General features: G+C 72.9%; 14 protein-coding genes. 3 read left to right on the top strand and 11 right to left on the bottom strand.

Going from position 1 to position 16,233, the window contains the following annotated elements; genetic code table 11:
* Positions 1–6 precede the first annotated feature (6 nt).
* The 3 genes from ACTWO6_RS15810 to ACTWO6_RS15820 all read right to left on the bottom strand — a co-directional run bounded on the left by ACTWO6_RS15810 (position 7) and on the right by ACTWO6_RS15820 (position 2,652).
* Positions 7–981, bottom strand: coding sequence for an AraC-like ligand-binding domain-containing protein (locus ACTWO6_RS15810; protein WP_446220367.1), 975 nt, complete (start codon positions 979–981; stop codon positions 7–9).
* 113 nt (positions 982–1,094) lie between these two features.
* A complete protein-coding gene (locus ACTWO6_RS15815) occupies positions 1,095–1,808 on the bottom strand; it encodes a TetR/AcrR family transcriptional regulator (protein ID WP_446220368.1) in 714 nt (237 codons plus the stop codon).
* A gap of 79 nt (positions 1,809–1,887) precedes the next feature.
* A complete protein-coding gene (locus ACTWO6_RS15820) occupies positions 1,888–2,652 on the bottom strand; it encodes an HAD family hydrolase (RefSeq protein ID WP_446220369.1) in 765 nt (254 codons plus the stop codon).
* Between the two features lie 86 nt (positions 2,653–2,738).
* Here ACTWO6_RS15820 and ACTWO6_RS15825 point away from each other — a divergent pair, with 86 nt between their 5' ends.
* Both ACTWO6_RS15825 and ACTWO6_RS15830 read left to right on the top strand, forming a co-directional pair.
* The gene (locus tag ACTWO6_RS15825; protein ID WP_446220370.1) at positions 2,739–5,540 is read left to right on the top strand and encodes a DEAD/DEAH box helicase; all 2,802 of its coding nucleotides are present in this window, start codon (positions 2,739–2,741) and stop codon (positions 5,538–5,540) included.
* 159 nt (positions 5,541–5,699) lie between these two features.
* A complete protein-coding gene (locus ACTWO6_RS15830) occupies positions 5,700–6,587 on the top strand; it encodes an MHYT domain-containing protein (protein ID WP_446220371.1) in 888 nt (295 codons plus the stop codon).
* Positions 6,588–6,641: 54 nt separating this feature from the next.
* Here ACTWO6_RS15830 and ACTWO6_RS15835 read toward each other — a convergent pair whose 3' ends face one another.
* Positions 6,642–7,562: a 5'-3' exonuclease gene (locus ACTWO6_RS15835; RefSeq protein ID WP_446220372.1), complete on the bottom strand. Its 921-nt coding sequence runs from the start codon at positions 7,560–7,562 to the stop codon at positions 6,642–6,644.
* Positions 7,563–7,670: 108 nt separating this feature from the next.
* On the opposite strand from ACTWO6_RS15835, the gene ACTWO6_RS15840 reads away from it, so the two are divergent.
* Positions 7,671–8,744: a DUF4037 domain-containing protein gene (locus ACTWO6_RS15840; RefSeq protein ID WP_446220373.1), complete on the top strand. Its 1,074-nt coding sequence runs from the start codon at positions 7,671–7,673 to the stop codon at positions 8,742–8,744.
* Between the two features lie 53 nt (positions 8,745–8,797).
* Here the strand turns inward: ACTWO6_RS15840 and ACTWO6_RS15845 are convergent, their stop codons facing one another.
* The 7 genes from ACTWO6_RS15845 to ACTWO6_RS15875 form a co-directional block, all read right to left on the bottom strand.
* Entirely contained in the window at positions 8,798–10,129 is a 1,332-nt protein-coding gene (locus ACTWO6_RS15845) for a low temperature requirement protein A (RefSeq protein WP_446220374.1), read from the bottom strand.
* Between the two features lie 206 nt (positions 10,130–10,335).
* Positions 10,336–11,172 carry a GGDEF domain-containing protein gene (locus tag ACTWO6_RS15850; protein ID WP_446220375.1) on the bottom strand — a complete coding sequence of 279 codons (837 nt, stop codon included), beginning with the start codon at positions 11,170–11,172 and terminating at the stop codon, positions 10,336–10,338.
* A gap of 507 nt (positions 11,173–11,679) precedes the next feature.
* A complete protein-coding gene (locus tag ACTWO6_RS15855) occupies positions 11,680–12,105 on the bottom strand; it encodes an acyl-CoA thioesterase (RefSeq protein WP_446220376.1) in 426 nt (141 codons plus the stop codon).
* Between the two features lie 46 nt (positions 12,106–12,151).
* Entirely contained in the window at positions 12,152–12,964 is an 813-nt protein-coding gene (locus tag ACTWO6_RS15860; RefSeq protein WP_446220377.1) for an ABC transporter permease, read from the bottom strand.
* Complete coding sequence (locus ACTWO6_RS15865) at positions 12,961–13,881, bottom strand: ABC transporter permease (protein ID WP_446220378.1); 921 nt, start codon at positions 13,879–13,881, stop codon at positions 12,961–12,963. Before ACTWO6_RS15865 ends, ACTWO6_RS15860 begins: the two co-directional genes overlap by 4 nt.
* A gap of 5 nt (positions 13,882–13,886) precedes the next feature.
* On the bottom strand, positions 13,887–15,086 hold the full coding sequence (locus ACTWO6_RS15870; protein ID WP_446220379.1) for an ABC transporter substrate-binding protein: 1,200 nt from the start codon (positions 15,084–15,086) through the stop codon (positions 13,887–13,889).
* A 40-nt stretch (positions 15,087–15,126) separates the two neighbouring features.
* Positions 15,127–16,158, bottom strand: coding sequence for an ABC transporter ATP-binding protein (locus ACTWO6_RS15875; RefSeq protein ID WP_446220380.1), 1,032 nt, complete (start codon positions 16,156–16,158; stop codon positions 15,127–15,129).
* Between the last annotated feature and the right edge of the window lie 75 nt (positions 16,159–16,233).

Raw genomic sequence — 16,233 nt, forward strand, 5'->3', positions numbered from 1 at the left:
CGTCGCTCAGAGCCGCCGGCCGGTCGTCGGCCACGCACCCGCCCGGTAGTCCCGCGCCGGCACTCCGTACGCGGCCCGGAAGGCGCGGCTGAAGTGGGCGGGGTCCGGGAACCCCCACCTCGCCGCGATGACGTGGATGGGCTGGTCCCGCAGCAGCGGGTTGCGCAGGTCGCGCCGGCAGTGTTCCAGGCGACGCCGGCGGATGAGCCCGGCGATTGTCTCGTCCTCGCCGGCGAAGAGCCGGTGCAGGGTGCGCAGTGAGATGTGGTGGGCCCGGGCCACGGCGGCGGGGTCGAGGTCCGGGCGGGTGAGGTGCCGCTCGATGAACTCGACGACCTGCAGTCGGGTGACCTGCTGACGCGTCTCCGGGGAGAGGGCTTCCGCGGCGTCGGTGTGCCGGGCCAGGGTCGCGCACACCAGGTCGAGGGCGATGCCGCCGAGCCGCAGCGCCTCGGTCGGCTCGTACTGCTCGGGGTGCGCCGCCACCTGCCGGAGGAACTGCGCCAGCAGGCCGCCGGTCCCCCGCTCGGCGGGCATGGTCGTCGCGAGCAGCTGGTTCACCCGGTCGGGGGAGAGCGGCAGTCGCGCGTGCGGGATGTGCAGGCAGATCGTCGAGGTGTAGGCCTCCTCGTCCACCCGGTGCTCCGCCTCGTACGGGCGGGAGGTGTCGAAGAAGGTGAACGCGGTCTGGTCGATGGTCGACTCGTTGCGGGCCTGGCTGATCGCGCTGAACCCGGCGATCGGCAGGGCCAGCTGGAACATCTCCGCGTCGGCCTGCCGGATCTGCCGCGCGGTCCGCCTGGTGCGTAGCGTCGGGTACCGGAACGAGGTCAGGTGCACGCCGCCCAGGTCGATCAGCTGCGCGAAGGCGTTGAACGGCGCCGCCCGGTCGGTCCAGATGCTGGCCGGCGTGCTGCCGACGACGAAGTCCGCCCAGAGGTCGAAGCGGTCGGATTCCGGAACCAGCTGGGTGTCGAGCACCTGACGTGGCAGGATCGCTTCCTCCTCGAGGGCCGTTGACGATCGCGGCAGCATCGTACGGCAGCTCGCGGGCGCTCACCGCGCAGCGCGGCTCGCCTGGGTGGGCGGGGGGATCAGCGGGCGGCCTCCCGGGACGGCCGCCCGCCGGCCAGCCGGTCCAGCCACTCGGCCAGCAGCGTCCGCTCGGCCGGGCTCAGGTCGCCGGCCACCTCGGGCAGCGCGGCCCGCAGCGCGACGGCGTGGCGGACCGGCCGGTCGGGTGGGCGTGCCGCGCGGGTGGCGGGGCTGTCGGCGCAGATCGCGGCGAGGACGGCCTCCCGGGTGGCGGGGGAGAGGCCCGGGTCGCCGCCCTGGATCTGGGTGAGCGTGACGCCGCAGCTCGCCGCGTGGATCATCTCCGCCGCCCGGTCCACGTCGACCCGGAGCCGGCCCGCCTCGGCGACCCGCTGGACGAGCTGGCGGAGGATGTCGGCGGCGACCCGGGCGGCGGTCGGCCGTCCGCCGGGGTGGGGATCGCCGTACATCAGGGCGTGCAGGGCCGGGTTGGCCACCCCGCACTCGACGAGCGTGTCCCAGCCGCGCCGCAGGTCGTCCACCGGGTCCGCGGCGGGCTCCCCGGCGGCCCGGGCGTGCAGGTGCGCGGCGAAGCCGTAGCTGGCCGCCGCGTCGAGCAGCCCGCGCAGGTTGCCGAACTGCCGGTAGATCGTCGGCGCCTGCACCCCGGCCGCCCGGCCCACCGCCCGGGTGGTGACCGCCTCGCGGCCGCCCTCGGCGAGGAGCGCGGCGGCGGCGCGGACGATCCGGTCCCGGGGCGAGGTCTCGATCATGACAGCGACGCTACGGTCCCGATGTCAGCGCCGCTACCGGAGGCGCTAACCACCTCCGGTTAGCGCCGAAAACAGCAGCTCAGGACCCCAACGCCAGGTCGAGCACCGCGCCGAGCCCGTTGGCCCGGCCGGCGTCGCCGGCCGGCAGCACCAGCACCGCGCACCCCGCCGCCACCGCGCCCGCGTCGGCCGGCGTGTCGCCGACCATCAGCGCGCGCTCCGAGTCGACGCCGAGCATCCCGCAGGCCCGCAGGAAGATCCCCGGGTCGGGCTTGCAGCGCCCCACCTCGTAGGAGAGCGCGTACGCGTCGACCAGGCCGTCGAGGCCCCAGGTGGCGAAGAGCGGCCGGATGTCGAAGCCGATGTTGCTCACGACGGCCACCTTCACCCCGGCGCGCCGCAGCTCCTTGAGGACCGCCTCGGTGTCCGGGTACGGCACCCAGCCCTCCGGGACCAGGACCCGCTCGTAGAGCGCCTCGGCGAACCCGTCGATGCCGGCGTCCACCGTCTCGGCCAGCCCGGTGTACGCGCCCCGGTGGGCGTGCTCGTAGAGATCCCGGTCGGCCCAGAGCTCGGCCAGCCGGGGCGGCACCCGCGCCGGGAGCGGCCCGCCGGCCCGCCCGGCGGTGAGCAGCCGGTCGGCCAGCGAGGTGGCCCGCACCCGGTCCAGCTCCACCCCGCACGCCGCGGCGGCCGCCAGCACCCACTCGCGCGCCTCCTCCACCTGGGCGAGGGTGCCGTGGAAGTCGAAGAGCACCGCCTCCACGGGCCGGCGGGACGTGCTCGGGCGGACGACGTCGTCGGCGCCGCTCGAGGCGTGGGGCGGTTCGGCATGGTCCGGCACGTCGTGCACCCTACCGACCTCCGCCGACCGTCCTGCCGGATGGCCTTGTCAGGTGGTGGTCGGTCGTACCGATTAATCTTGGAGGCATGTCGAGCCCCGCCGAGCGGTACGCCGCGGCGCGCCGCCGGGCCGCGCAGGCCTCCGCCTTCCCGGCCCTGGACGAGTTCGCCCGAGACCTCGGGTTCGACCTCGACGACTTTCAGCGGGAGGCGTGCCAGTCCCTGGAGCGGGGCAGCGGCGTGCTGGTCTGCGCTCCCACCGGCGCGGGCAAGACCGTGGTGGGCGAGTTCGCCGTACACCTGGCCCTGCGCGGCACGCCCGGGCAGCCGGCGGCGGCCGACGCGGCGGAGGGGCCGACCACCCGGCGCAAGTGCTTCTACACCACGCCGATCAAGGCGCTCTCCAACCAGAAGTACCACGACCTGGTGGACCGCTACGGCGCCGAGCAGGTCGGCCTGCTCACCGGCGACAACGCGATCAACGGCGACGCGCCGGTGGTGGTGATGACCACCGAGGTGCTGCGCAACATGCTCTACGCCGGCTCCAGCACTCTTGAGGGCCTGGCGTACGTGGTGATGGACGAGGTGCACTACCTCGCCGACCGGTTCCGGGGCGGGGTCTGGGAAGAGGTGATCATCCACCTGCCCGCCTCGGTCACCCTGGTCTCCCTCTCCGCGACGGTCTCCAACGCCGAGGAGTTCGCCGACTGGCTGGTCACCGTGCGCGGCGAGACCGCCGTGGTGGTCAGCGAGCACCGGCCGGTGCCGCTCTGGCAGCACATGCTGGTCGGCAAGCGGATGTTCGACCTGTTCCACGACGCCGACGCCGCCCGCAAGCACGACGTCCACCCGGAGCTGCTGCGCTACACCCGCGACACCGTGCGCCGCCTGGAGCTGGGCGAGGGGCGCAGCGCCGGCCCCGGCGCCGGGCGCCGCGGCCCCCGCTGGCGCGGCCCGATGCGCCCCGACATCGTCGACCGGCTCGACCGGGAGGGCCTGCTCCCGGCGATCCTGTTCATCTTCAGCCGGGCCGGCTGCGCCGCGGCGGTGCAGCAGTGCCTCGCCGCCGGGCTCCGGCTGACCTCGCCGGAGGAGCGCGCCGAGATCCGCCGGGTGGTCGAGTCCCGGGTCACCGCCATCCCCGGCGAGGACCTGTCGGTGCTCGGCTACTGGGAGTGGCTCGACGGGCTGGAGCGCGGCCTGGCCGCCCACCACGCCGGCATGCTCCCGGTCTTCAAGGAGGTCGTCGAGGAGCTCTTCGTCCGCGGCCTGGTCAAGGCGGTCTTCGCCACCGAGACGCTGGCGCTGGGCATCAACATGCCGGCCCGCTGCGTCGTCCTCGAACGCCTGGTCAAGTTCAACGGCGAGGCGCACGTCGACCTCACCCCGGGGGAGTACACGCAGCTCACCGGGCGGGCCGGCCGGCGCGGCATCGACGTCGAGGGGCACGCCGTGGTGGTCTGGTCGCCGGAGACCGACCCCCGGCACGTCGCCGGGCTCGCCTCCACCCGGACGTACCCGCTGCGGTCCAGCTTCCGGCCGTCGTACAACATGGCGGTCAACCTGGTCGGCACGGTCGGCGCGGAGCCGGCCCGGGCGCTGCTGGAGTCGTCCTTCGCGCAGTTCCAGGCGGACCGCTCGGTGGTCGGCCTGGCCCGGCAGGTGCAGCGCAACACCGAGACCATCGAGGCGTACGGCGTCGAGGCGGCCTGCCACCACGGCGACTTCGACGAGTACTTCGCGCTGCGGGTGGCGATCGCCGACCGGGAGCGGGCCATCGCCCGGCAGGGCCAGACCCAGCGCAAGGCGGCGGCCGTCGCGTCGCTGGAGCGGCTGCGGATCGGCGACGTGATCCGGGTGCCGTCCGGGCGGCGGGCCGGACTGGCCGTCGTCCTCGACCCCGCCACCGGCGGTTTCGGCGAGCCGCGCCCGCTGGTGCTCACCCAGGACCGCTGGGCCGGCCGGGTCAGTCCCGGCGACTTCACCACCCCGGCCGAGGTGCTCGCCCGGATCCGGGTGCCGAAGCACTTCAACCACCGGTCCCCGGCCGCCCGGCGGGACCTCGCCGCCGAGGTCAGCGGCACCGGGCTGGACCGGCACGGCGGTCGCCGGGGCGGGCGGTCCCGGCAGGCCGAGGGCGAGGACCACCGGCTCAGCCAGCTCCGCACCGAGCTGCGCCGGCACCCGTGTCACGCCTGCCCGGAGCGGGAGGAGCACGCCCGCTGGGCCGAGCGGCGCCGCCGCCTCGAACGCGACACCGAGGAGCTGCGGCAGCGGGTCTCCGGCCGGACCGGCTCGCTGGCGCGGACCTTCGACCGGATCGTCGCGCTGCTCACCGCCCGCGGTTACCTCGCCGCCGACGGCGGGGTCACCGACGCGGGCCGGATGCTCGGCCGGATCTGGACGGAGGCGGACCTGCTGGTCGCCGAGTGCCTGCGCCGGGGGGTCTGGGACGGGCTCTCCCCGGCCGAGCTCGCGGCCGCCGTCTCCGTGGTGGTCTTCGAGGCCCGCCGGGACGTCGACGAGCGGGCCTCGGTGCCGCGCGGCGCGGTCGTCGACGCGGTCGACGAGACGCTCAAGCTGTGGAGCGAGATCGAGGCGGACGAGGCCGCCCGGGGCCTCGCGGTCACCCGCGAGCCGGACCTCGGCTTCGCCTGGCCGATCTACCGCTGGGCGCGGGGCGAGGCGCTCGCCAAGGTGCTCGCCAGTGGCCACCAGATCGACGGCGAGATGCCCGCGGGCGACTTCGTGCGCTGGGCCCGGCAGGTGGTCGACCTGCTCGGCCAGCTCGCCGACTCCGGCGGCGCGTCGGCGGAGCTGCGCTCCACCGCCCGGCAGGCCATCGCGGCCGTCAACCGGGGCGTGCTGGCCTATCACACCTCCGCCTGATCTTTCGGCCACCGCTGGCCGGATATCGACGCATCGCAGCGTCACCGCGACGGGTATCCCGAATTCGACCGGGGGTACGATTGCGCCTGCTCATCCACCTCCCCGATCATGGCTCGGGCGCCTTGCTGCGCAACGGTGATCAACGGGGGGACGACTGCGATGGCGCAGATCCATCACATCGAGTACGGGTGGATCACGCCCGCGCTCAGTTACGCCCTGTCCGTGCTGGGCTCGGCCCTCGGGCTGGTCTGCGCCGGGCGGATCCGCACCGCGCGCAGCGGCGGCCAGCGGGCCTGGTGGGGGCTGCTCGCCGCCTGGGCCATCGGCGGCACGGCAATCTGGGCCATGCACTTCATGGCGATGCTCGGCTTCGGCGTCGAAGGGACGAGGATTCGCTACGACGTACCGATCACCGCAGCCAGCACCGTGATCGCCGTCGTGGCGGTCGGCATCGGGCTGGCCATCGTCGGCACCGGCCGCCTCAACGCGCTGCGGCTCCTCGCCGGCGGCCTCTTCACGGGCCTCGGCGTGGCCGCAATGCACTACACCGGCATGGCGGCGATGCGGCTGGACGGCGCCCTCAGCTACGACCGCATCCGGGTCGCACTGTCGGTGCTCATCGCGGTGGTGGCTGCCACGGTCGCGCTCTGGCTGGCGATGACCGTCCGGCGTGGGCTGGCCATCGCCGCCTCCGCGCTGGTCATGGGAATCGCGGTCAACGGGATGCACTTCACCGGGATGAGCGCGCTGTCGGTGCACGTCCACGAGCGGCGGGGCGAGCTGACCGGCACCGAGGTCACCGGCCTGCTGGTGCCGATCCTGCTCGCGGTGATCTTCGGCGTCGTCGGGCTGGTCTACGCGCTGCTCGCCGCGCCCAGCGAGGACGACCTGGCCGGGGCGGCGTACCTGGATGCGCGGCGGGGCGCGGAGCGACCGCCGGTCGCCTCGCCCGAGCCCGCCCCGGACCCGGTCGGCCTGCGTGGCCGGTCCACGCTGGGCCAGCCCGGCACGCCGTTCCCGTCCCGCCGGGGCAATCCGCCCCGCTGACCCGAATGTGCGGGGAGGGCGGTCATCGTGACCGCCGCGCTCCGTCGCATCTGGTCAGGAACGGGCGGCGAGCGCGTCGACCAGCCGCCGGCACGAGCCGGCGAGGTTCCACCGCTGCGCCAGCTCCAGCAGCCCGTCCGGGTCCGCGGGCGCCGTCGGCAGCGCGGTGGGCAGCTCCGGCAGCGGTACGTCCCGCGCCACCTCCACCACCTTCGGCGCGACCGCCAGGTAGTCCCGGGCCGCCGCCAGCTTGCTCCGCAGCCCCGGCGCGAAACTGGCGTCCCCGTCGTCCAGCGCGGCGAGGATGCCCGGCAGCCCGCCGTACCGCTCGATCAGCCGGGCGGCCGTCTTCTCGCCCACGCCGGGCACCCCGGGCAGCCCGTCGCTCGGGTCGCCACGCAGCGCCGCGAAGTCCGCGTACCGGTCGGCGGGGACCCCGTACCGGGCGCGGACCGCCGCGTCGTCGCAGTCCTCCAGCTTGGCCACCCCGCGCCCGACGTAGAGCAGCCGGACCTGGCGGGCGTCGTCCACGAGCTGGAACAGGTCACGGTCGCCGGAGACCACCTCCGCCGGGCCGGGCTGGGTCACCGAGAGCGTGCCGAGCACATCGTCGGCCTCGTAGCCGGTGGCGCCGACGTAGGGAATGCCGACCGCGTCCAGCACCTCCAGGATCATCGGAACCTGCGGGGAGAGGGTGTCCGGCACCACCTCGCCGCCCTCCGGCGCCACCCGGTGCGCCTTGTACGACGGCAGCAGCTCCACCCGCCAGGCCGGCCGCCAGTCGTAATCCAGCGCGCAGACCATCCGGTCCGGCCGGCGGGTGCGGACCAGCTGGGCGAGCATGTCGAGGAAGCCGCGCACGGCGTTGACCGGCTGGCCGTCCTCGGTCTTCGCGGCCGACTCCGGGATGCCGAAGTAGGCCCGGAAGTAGAGGCTGGGGGAGTCGATCAGCAGGATCGGGGGTCGCTGTGCCACCCGGACAGCCTGGCACAGCCGTACGACGAGATGGGGGAGGGGCGAACCGGGCTTACCGGCCGGCGTTTTCCGGCTGCGGTCGGATCGTCCGGTGCGCAGACTGTCGGGGTGACCTTCGTACCCGGGCTGGCGCTCGCCCGGCGGTTCCACGACGAGGTGGTGGCGCCGCTGCTGGCCCGGCGGCGGCCCGGGCTGCGCTACGCCGCCGGCCTGCTCGACGGCGGGTCGGAGCTGCTCGGCCTGGACACCGCGCGCTCCACCGACCACGACTGGGGTCCGCGGACCCAGCTCTTCGTCGCCGGCCCGGACGAGGTGGGACCCGTCCGGGCGGTCCTCGACGCCGAGCTGCCGGCGGAGTTCCTCGGCTGGCCGGCCCGCTTCGCCGGCGGCCCCGATGTCCGCCTCGGCGTCGTCGACGCCGACGGGGACCGGCACGGGGTGAGCGTGGACGAGCTGGGCGGCTGGCTGCGCGGCCGGCTCGGCTTCGACCCGCGGACCGGCGTCGGCGTGGCCGACTGGCTCGCAACGCCCACCCAGCGGCTGGCCGAGCTGACCGGTGGCGCGGTCTTCCACGACGGCCTCGACGGGGCGCTCACCGCCGCCCGGGGCCGGCTGGCCTGGTACCCGGACGACGTGTGGCGGCACGTGCTGGCCGCCGCCTGGACCCGGATCGGCCAGACCGAGCACCTGGCCGGCCGGTGCGCCGAGGTCGGCGACGAGCTGGGCAGCCGGGTGGTGACCGCCGGCCTGGCCCGGGACCTGATGCGGCTCGGTCTGCTGCTGCACTGCCGCTGGCCCCCGTACGCGAAATGGCTCGGCACCGTCTTCGCCCGGCTGCCGGCGGCGGACCCGGTGGTCGACGCGCTGTCCCGAGCCCTCGGCCCCGACGGCTGGTCCGAGCGGCAGGCCGGGCTCGTCGGGGCGCTGGAGACGGTGGCCGGCTGGACCAACGACCTGGGGCTGGCCGCGCCGGTGGACCCGGCGGCCCGGCAGTTCCACGGGCGGCCGTTCCTGGTGCTCGATGCCGGCCGGTTCGCCGCCGCGCTGCGTGCCGCGATCGGCGATCCGGCGCTGCGCGCGCGTCTCCCGGTGGGCGCCGTCGACCAGTACGTGGACAACGTCGACGTCCTCACCGACCCGCAGCGGGTGCGCCGGATCGTGGCGGCGATCCCGTCGGACTGACCGGGCGGGCCAGCCGGTCGGGCGACCCGCGCGACGACGGAGCGTGCCGGGGATTACACCGCCGGCTGCGGCGGGCCGTCGTCGTGCCAGCGGGCGCGCCAGGCGGCCTCGCTGGCCTCGTGTTCGGTCCGCTCCTCGAACACCGCTGTGCGCAGGGCGCGTCGGGAGTCCGCCAGTACCACCACCTCGATGACGACGAGCGCGACGCAGATGGCGGTCAGCAGCCCGAGCGCGCCGAGCGCGGGCAGGTGTCGACCGACGGGGAGTCCGGCCGCCAGCGCGAGGAGCGCGGCGACCCGGGTCCACGTGACGGTGTGCAGGGTGCGCAGCTGGAATGCCATGTCGGCGGCCAGGTAGACCATCACCCCGCCGAACAGCATCGGGACGGCCGGGCCGTGCGCTCGCTCGGCCACCCCACCCGCCGGGTCGGTGATCGTGCGTAGGAGATCCTCGGCGCCGATGGCGAACAGGACGACTCCGGCGATCATCGGCAGGTAGAGGTAGGCGTAGGCGTCGCGGGCCATCGCCACCCGTGGGTCGCCCTGTGCGGCGTGCAGCGCGATCCGGGCGGCTGGCCCGATCATGTCGAAGTGCGCCCACCACAGCGCCGCGGTGAACAGGATCCCCAGCATGGCCGCCGGGATCGCCGGCCAGGTCACCGGTTGGCCGATCAGGTTGCCACCGACCCCGACCGAGATCACGGACTCACCCAGCGCGATGATGAGGATCAGGTCGTACCGTTCCGTCCAGTGTTCGGCGGAGGTGACCGTCCAACCCTTGGTGCCGCCCGTCAGCCCGCTGCCGTACTGCAGGACGACGACGGCGATCCACAGCCCGTCGCGGAGCCACACCCCGAGGTGGGGATCGTCGATGTTCGGTGGCAGGAGCGCCGCGATCAGCAGCAGGAGGGTGGTGATCACGATCTCCGGCACGAAATGGAGCAGCTTGCGGCGGGCGTCCGGCCTGCCCCGCGTCGCGTGCACGTACAGTGCCAGGTGCACGGCGCGGACCACCACGTAGCTGATCGTGACCAGGATGGGTCCGGCCGAGCCCTGGTGCAGGCTGCCGAAGGTCTGAGGCAGCGCCAGGGCGAAGGTGAACAGCGCCATCATGCCGACCACCATCAGCACCGGGACGAAGCCCTCGCCGAGGCGGAGCTGGCTGGCGACCACGCTGTGCACCACCCAGCACCACCAGAGCACGGCCAGCACCAGCATCGCGTGCAGCAGCTGCCGCCCGCTGACGTTGGCGGCGGTGGCCCGGGTGATGATGAAGAACGACACGACGAAGACGAGGTCGAAGAACACCTCGAACTTGTCCACCCGCGCGGCCGGGGCGATCGGGATGGCAGGCCCCAGCCGCCCGGTCCACCGGTCGCCGCCCACCGGTCGAGTCTGGCAGCGGCTGGCCCGTAGCGGGTCGGAATCGCCCTGGGCGGCCGGGCAGCGCGGTCTACGGGTCGCCGATGCCGTGACCGCTTCGGGTCAGCGCGGCGGTTCGACGCCGAAGGACACGTTCAAGCTGTATCGCTCGCCCGCGTACCGCGAAGGCCCGCCCGGCCGCGGCGCCGATCCCCGTACGGTTCGCGGACCTACCCGGGCGACCACCCCGGCCGTTGCCCGGCCGCCCGCACGCCGAGCGGGTCCGAACGGCTGGACAGCAGGCCGTGGCGGTCTTCCCGCGGCGGGTTGCCGGCCGGGCGGTGTTCCTCTTTCATGCGGTAGAGGCGCTGGTCGGCCACCTGCATCAGGGCATCGAGCGTGTCGCCGTCCTGCGGAGCGGTGGCCGATCCGATGCTGACGCGGGCGTGCGGGCGCACCGCCGCGTCGATCCGGGTCAGCACCGTCCGCGCGGTGACGTCGTCCGCGTCGACCAGTACGACGACGAACTCGTCACCCCCGATCCGGGCGATGGCGTCCCCGGCGCGCAGCACCTCTCGGGTCGCCGCCACCGTCCGCTGTAGCAGCCGGTCGCCGCCGGCATGTCCGAGGCGGTCGTTGACCAGCTTGAAGTCGTCGAGATCCAGACAGAGCAGGGACGGGCCGGGGCGACACCCGTTCCGGAACAGGTGCCTGGTGAACTCGGCCAGGCCGCGCCGGTTGAGGGCGCCGGTGAGCGGGTCGAGCTCCGCGAGCGAACGGAGCTGGGATCGCTGCCGCGCCAGTATCCGTGCCTGCGCTGAGCACACCGAGATCAGCACCACCATGGCCGCGACGTAGATGAAGACGTGACCGGGAGGCACCGGTCGTCCGGTGGCGGCCACGGCGAGGTAGGACCCGACGGTGAGCACCGCAAGCCCCATCATCAGCCGCAGGTGGGGGGTGTGGCTGGCCACGAACACGGCCGTGGTCACGAAACCCACGGCGGCCGGTGAGGCGGCGCCGCCGTCCCAGTACGCGCCGAGCGCCGCCACGACGAGCGTGATCATCAGAATCGTGAACGAGACGCGGTATACCGAGACCTTCGTGGTCACCGTCCTCGCTGCCCACAGGCCCACGATTCCGGACGCCAATCCGCAGCCGTAGCCAGCCAGCATGAGGGACCGATGTGGCTGGTGCAACGTCATGAGGCAGTAGGTGACGGCGATCCCGTGCGATACGACGTGCAACGCCGAGGTGAGCAGCATCCTTCGCCGGCGCTCGGTCACCCGATTGTCCATCGCATCCACGACAATCTGACGACGGCGCTCGATGACGTGGAAGCGGAGTCGATCGAAGTGGCCGTGACCGTGGTCCGGGTCGAGGCCGCTCCGACGTATCCCACCATCCCGACATTCAACGATGTGCATGAGGGGACGTCAATATTTCGGCGCGGGCACGTCTGCGCTGCGTACGCCCACGATGGCTCACGGCGACCCGGCGCTCCTCGCCGTAGCCGTACGCAACCGGCGAGCTACTCACCGGGGCGTCGGCCGGCGGGAGCTCGCGGTGTCCCGCTACCCGAGACCGAGGTGGGTCGGCGACGAGGCGAGCGAACGGAACCGCTCCGCCGGATCCGCCACCAGTCGTCGCGTCTGCAGGTCCAGCACTCCGCCGACCCCGGTCAGTTGGGCGACCGGGGTGCCGTCCACGCGTACGTACTCCTGCTCCATACGGAATGTCCTGCCCCCACCCCAGACGAAGCCGCAACTGACGTCGACCTCGTCGCCCGCCCGCAGTTCGCGAAGGTAGCGGATGGTGCACTCGAGCTGGACCGGCCCGACGCCGGCCGCGCGCAGCGCATCCGGGTGCAGGCCCGCGGCGCGCAGGCACTCCCACCGGGCGTGCTCGGCGTACTGCAGGTACACGGCCTGGTTGACGTGCCCCTGGATATCCAGCTCGTAGCCCCGGACGGCGATGCGCACACGAAACGGCTGACTCATGAACAGATCTTGGCACGGACGTCTCTGTGGAGCGGGTTCGTGCGGGTCAGAGGCGACCACCGGCAGCGGTGTCGGAGACGCGCTGGGCGAGGTAGATCGGCACGATCGAGAGCACGATCAGCACCGCCGCGACGACGTTGATGACCGGCGCCTGGTTGGGCCGGAAGAGGTTGTTGAAGATCCAGATGGGCAGGGTCTGGACGCCCGGCCCGGCGGTGAAGGTCGTCACGATGATCTCGTCGAAGGAGAGCGCGAAGGCCAGCAGCCCGCCGGCGAACAGCGCCGAGCGCAGCAGCGGGAACGTCACGTAGCGGAACGTCTGGAAGGTGTCCGCGCCGAGGTCCGCGCTCGCCTCCTCCAGGTTGCCCCCCAGCCGGCGCAGCCGGGCCAGCACGTTGTTGTAGACCACCACGACGCAGAACGTCGCGTGCCCGACGATCACAGAGAACAGCCCCTTGCCCACCCCGAGCGGCTCGATCAGCGAGCGGAACGCGGTGTCCAGCGCGATCCCCGTGACGATGCCGGGCAGCGCGATCGGCAGCACCACGAGCAGCGACACGGCTTCGCGTCCGAAGAACCGGTAGCGCTGCACCGCGAACGCGACCAGCGTGCCGAGCAGGAGCGCGACGGCGGTCGCGCCGAGGCCCGCCTTCGTCGAGGTCCACAGCGCCTCGCGGGCGCCCGCGTTCTCCCACGCCCGCACCCACCAGTCGGTGGTCCAGCGCGGCGGCGGCCAGGCGAAGGTGCGGTCGGCGTTGAACGAATTGATCAGCACGATGGCCAGCGGCACGTAGACGAAGGCCAGGCCCACCGCCATGGCCCCGCGCAGCAGCCAGCGCGCTCCGCGTGACAGCGTCACAGCTCCTCCAACGCGCCGGATCGGCGCACCGCGACCAGATAGCCGACCATGATGAGTACGGGGATCGTGGCGAGCGCCGCCGAGAACGGCAGGTTGTTGGCCGCGCCGATGTTGGCGTACACCAGGTTGCCGATGAGCTGCGTCTTGCCGCCCACGATCTGCACGGTGATGTAGTCGCCGAGGGACAGGGAGAACGTGAAGATCGAGCCGGCGATCACCGACGGCACGATCATCGGCAGCACCACCGAGCGGACGGTGCGTCCGCCCCGGGCGCCGAGGTCCGCCGACGCCTCCAGCAGCGAATCCGGCAGCCGCTCCAGCCCGGCGTAGATGGGCAGGATCATGTACGGCAGCCACAGGTAGCTCAGCACGAGAACGGTCGCGACCAGCCCGTACCCGGGACCGTTGCCGGCACCCCCGAAGAGCCAGTCCACCGGGCCGCCGTTGGCGAGCATCACCCGCCAGGCGTACGCCTTGACCAGGTAGCTCGCCCACAGTGGGGTGAGGATCGCGATGACCAGCAATCGGCGGCTGCGCGGGGAGGCGCCCTTCGCCATGAAGAACGCCATCGGCAGCGCGATGAGCACGTCGATGACGGTGACCGCGGCGGCGACGCCGAGGCTGCGCAGGGTGACGGTGCGGTAGACCGCTTCGGTCAGGATGGTGCGGAAGTTCGCGAACGTCGGCTCGCGCACCAGGTCGCCGGTGAAGCTGTTGACCGTCCACAACGCGGAGACGAAGAGCACGGCCAACGAGCCGAGGTACGCCACGAGCAGCCAGAGCAGTGGCGCCGAGAGCAGCCCGGCGAGGCGTGCGCCGCGGTGTCGGTGCAGCCAGGAGGAGAGCCGGCGGACCGGCCCGCGGGCGGGGGTGTTGTCCTCGCCCGCGGGCCGGTCCACGGTGGAGAGAGCGGTCACCTGACTCAGCCCTTGATCGTGGTCCAGGCCTGGGTCCAGGCCGCGTAGTCCTTGCACTTGACGTCAGTACGGCCGTCGAGGCACTGCTCCACCGGGGTGCTCCAGAACCAGACCTTGTCGAAGTACGCCTCGTCGGCGGCGTGGAACGTGGTGCAGTGGTTCTTGTCGGCCGTCTTGTCGCAGGCGAGCTTGTTCGCCGGGGCCTCGCCGAACCACTCCGCCACCGCGGCGTTCGCCTCCGGGTCGATGATGTGGTTCATCCAGAGGTAGCCGCAGTTCGGGTGCTTGGCCTTGGCGGAGACCATCCAGGTGTCGGACCAGCCGGTCGCGCCCTCGGAGGGCAGGACCGCCTCGACGGGGGCGCCGTCGGCCTTGGCCAGGTTGACGATGACCTGCCACGCGGTGCCGACGACCGAGTTGCCGGACTTGAACGCCTGCACCTCCTTGGTGTAGTCCGACCAGTACTCACCGATCAGCTCGTTCTGCTTCTTGAGCAGGTCCACGGCGGCGGCGAACTGCTTGTCGTCCAGCGCGTACGGGTTCTTGATGCCCAGCTCCGGCTGGTGCTTCATCAGGTAGAGCGCCGCGTCGGCGATGTAGATCGGCGAGTCGTACGCCGTCACCTTGCCCTTGTACGGCGAGTTCGCGTCGAACACCGCGCTCCAGGACGTCGGCGCCGGGGTGACCTTGTCGGTGCGGTACATGAGCACGTTCGCGCCGCGGCCGTGCGGGATGCCGTACGCCACCCCGTCGACCGAGTTCCACTGCTTGAGCTTCAGGCCGTCGAAGACGTCCTTGTAGTTGGCGACCAGGTCGGTGTTGACCGGGGCGACCTCACCGCCGTAGATCAGGCGCAGCGAGGCGTCGCCGGAGGCCGAGACGACGTCGTAGTCGCCGGTCTTCATCAGCGTCACCATCTCGTCGGAGGTGCCGGCGACCTTCACGTTGACCTTGCAGCCGGTCTCCTTCTCGAAGCCGGTGACCCAGTCGACCTTCGGGTCCGTGGAGCCGTTCTCGACGTACCCGGCCCAGGCGACGATGTTGACCTGGCCCTCCCCGGCGCCGAGCGACGCCAGCTTGTCGATTTTGGGCGGCTTGATGCCGCCGGGGCCGGAGCCGCCGGTGGCGCCGCCGCCGTCGCCGCAACCGGCCAGCGCGAGCAGGCCGGCCGCGGCGAACGCGGTGAAGACTCGGGTGGTGCGCATCTGCGGTCTCCTTCTGGTTGCCGACGGGGGTCGGGTGGTGTCAACGGGAGTTCGCGGGAACGGCGACGACGTGCTCGGCCCGCCAGGTCAGCCGGATCGGTTTGCCGCGCAGCGCCGCCACGTCGGCGGGGGAGGTCTGCTGGTTCTGCTGCATCGCGACCACGCGCGCCCCGGCGTCGAGGTCGACCACGAAGCGGGTCGCCGCTCCCGCGTAGATCACCTCGACGACCTGGCCCGCCGCGCTGATCTCCTCGGCGGACGCGGGCGCGCCGCCGAGGCGGATCTTCTCCGGACGTACGGAGAACACGCCGTCGCGGCCGAGCACGGCGCGGGCGCTCTCACCCTCGAACAGGTTGGAGGTGCCCACGAAGCCGGCGACGAACGGGGTGCCCGGGCGCTCGTACACCTCGGCCGGCGTGTCGACCTGCTCGATCCGGCCGTGGTTGAACACCGCCACCCGGTCGCTCATCGTCAGCGCCTCCTGCTGGTCGTGCGTGACGAAGACGAAGGTGATGCCGACCTCGCGCTGAATGGCCTTCAACTCGACCTGCATCTCCTCGCGCAGCTTCAGGTCCAGCGCGCCGAACGGTTCGTCGAGCAGCAGCACGGCCGGGCGGTTGACCAGGGCGCGGGCCAGCGCGACGCGCTGGCGCTGGCCGCCGGAGAGCGCGTTGGGCCGGCGCTCGCCGTACCCGTCGAGGCGGACCGTCCGCAGCGCCGCCGCCGCCCGCTCCCGGCGCTCGGCGCGCGCCACCTTGCGCACCCGCAGGCCGTACTCCACGTTCTGCTGGACGGTCATGTGCGGGAAGAGGGCGTAGTCCTGGAAGACGGTGTTGACGTCCCGGTCGAACGGGGCGAGCCGGGTGACGTCGCGACCGGCGAGCGTGACGGTGCCGGCGGTCGGCAGCTCGAATCCGGCGATCATCCGCAGCACGGTCGTCTTGCCCGACCCGGACGGCCCGAGCATGGAGAAGAACTCGCCGTCGGCGATGTCCAGGTCGATGCCGGCGACGGCCTCCACGGCATCGAACGACTTGCGCAGACCGGTCAGGCGGATCGCGGGTTCCGACACGGCGACAGGCTCCAACTCTTCAACGAATCATGGGGACACGACACCGCACGAGCTACGGATTCTTGAGCCGAAGAA

The organism is Micromonospora sp. IBHARD004, from assembly GCF_052814115.1.

Coding starts and splice junctions, on each gene's coding strand:
- ACTWO6_RS15815 (WP_446220368.1), bottom strand. CDS start 1,808: ATGATCGAGACCTCGCCCCGGGACCGGATCGTCCGCGCCGCCGCCGCG.
- ACTWO6_RS15825 (WP_446220370.1), top strand. CDS start 2,739: ATGTCGAGCCCCGCCGAGCGGTACGCCGCGGCGCGCCGCCGGGCCGCG.
- ACTWO6_RS15830 (WP_446220371.1), top strand. CDS start 5,700: ATGGCGCAGATCCATCACATCGAGTACGGGTGGATCACGCCCGCGCTC.
- ACTWO6_RS15850 (WP_446220375.1), bottom strand. CDS start 11,172: ATGATCACGCTCGTCGTGGCGGCGCTCGGCGCGTACTGGGACGGCGGC.
- ACTWO6_RS15855 (WP_446220376.1), bottom strand. CDS start 12,105: ATGAGTCAGCCGTTTCGTGTGCGCATCGCCGTCCGGGGCTACGAGCTG.
- ACTWO6_RS15870 (WP_446220379.1), bottom strand. CDS start 15,086: ATGCGCACCACCCGAGTCTTCACCGCGTTCGCCGCGGCCGGCCTGCTC.